Consider the following 557-nt stretch of genomic DNA (forward strand, 5'->3'; position numbering starts at 1 on the left):
ATCATGCGCTACTGCATCAATTGGGATGGCTGGTGGCCGTCCCGGAACTGATGTTCCGCACAGCCGGTCTATGGCAATCAACCGGCGCCCGTGTCGGACAGGCACCCCGCGGCATCGCGCCGAAGGCGCACCTGTCCGATGCGGGATCCGGGGGCAAGGGAGGTATGAATGGCTGACGCGTTCTATGGTGAAATCAGGGCCTTCCCCTACACGTTCGCCCCTCGCGGATGGCTGCTCTGCAATGGGGCGGTCCTTCCCATCCAGCAGTACCAGGCACTGGCCGCCGTCATCGGTATCCAGTATGGCGGCGATGGCCACACCACCTTCGCCCTGCCCAACCTGTATGGCCGGGCGGTCATGGGCTACTCGAACACGGCCACCCCCGCCGCCGGCGGTCCCTATGCCGTGGCCGCGACCCTGGGCCAGGCCGTGGTGGCCCTGACCACGTCGCAGATCCCGCCCCACACCCATGGCATGGAATCGCAGCTCTCCTCGGTGCGTGTGACGACGCCCGGTTCGACCGCCGTGCCCTCCAACCCGCAATACCAGCCGCCGGC

Annotated in this window: 1 protein-coding gene; it reads left to right on the plus strand. The window is 67.1% G+C overall.

Features of this window, described 5'->3' with window-relative positions; genetic code table 11:
• Window positions 1-168 precede the first annotated feature (168 nt).
• On the plus strand, window positions 169-557 hold a 389-nt coding region (locus tag ACM9HJ_RS31005; protein ID WP_416575671.1), incomplete at its 3' end, for a phage tail protein.

This window comes from Niveispirillum sp. KHB5.9, assembly GCF_048066115.1.
In the GTDB taxonomy this organism is placed as follows: domain Bacteria; phylum Pseudomonadota; class Alphaproteobacteria; order Azospirillales; family Azospirillaceae; genus Niveispirillum.